The organism is Anabaena sp. 4-3 (assembly GCF_001597745.1).
GTDB lineage: Bacteria > Cyanobacteriota > Cyanobacteriia > Cyanobacteriales > Nostocaceae > Trichormus.
Map to the genome: position 1 here is coordinate 20353 of NZ_LUHJ01000060.1, position 877 is coordinate 21229.

At 43.9% G+C, this 877-nt stretch carries 1 protein-coding gene; it reads left to right on the forward strand.

All coding sequences use genetic code 11. From position 1 onward, the window contains the following. Positions 1 to 638, forward strand: a 638-nt coding sequence (locus A3775_RS15265; protein WP_082803764.1) for an SDR family NAD(P)-dependent oxidoreductase, incomplete at its 5' end; no start/stop codon positions are given. Between the last annotated feature and the right edge of the window lie 239 nt (positions 639 to 877).

An 877-nucleotide genomic window follows, 5' to 3' on the forward strand; every position in this document is an offset into this window, starting at 1 on the left:
AGCTTGTGGAAACTCTGCCTGTAACATCTGAGCAAATTCATTTGTTACAGTTAGATGTGCGCGATCGCCTGGCTGTAGAATCTGCTATATCTACCCTACCCCCAGCATGGTCAAATATTGATATCCTGATTAACAATGCTGGGTTAAGTCGCGGTTTAGATAAGTTACATGAAGGCGACTTTCAAGACTGGGAAGAAATGATTGATACTAATATTAAGGGTTTGCTTTATCTCACCCGTTATGTTGTCCCCGGTATGGTTAGCCGTGGGCGTGGTCATGTGGTTAATATTGGGTCAATTGCTGGACATCAAACTTATCCCGGTGGTAACGTTTACTGTTCCACAAAAGCAGCTGTCAAAGCAATTTCTGAAGGTTTAAAACAAGACTTATTAGGAACTCCCATCCGGGTAACTTCCGTTGATCCTGGTATGGTAGAGACAGAGTTTAGCAATGTGCGTTTTCACGGTGATAGGGAACGCGCTAACAAAGTTTATCAAGGATTAACGCCTCTAACAGCCGATGATGTGGCGGATGTAGTGTTTTTCTGCACCACGCGATCGCCCCACGTTAATATTAATGAAATCATCCTCATGCCCGTTGATCAAGCAAGTGCTACCCTAGTTCATCGACAAATCTAAACCCCACTTCCAAGCTTTTCCTGACAAATGTAGAGACGTTTCATGAAACGTCTCTAGTGATATCTTGCACCATTCTCAATCAGCGTCAGGTGGGCATTGCTTGCCAGTTCCTAAGACTCTTAGTTTTACGTTGTTGGCAATGCCCACCCTACAAAAATGCTCATCAAGTAAGTGAAGTACCTACACTTCTGCAAGCAGTAAGTGTAGGCTTCCTGTCTCATTTGCCACTGCTCTGTTAG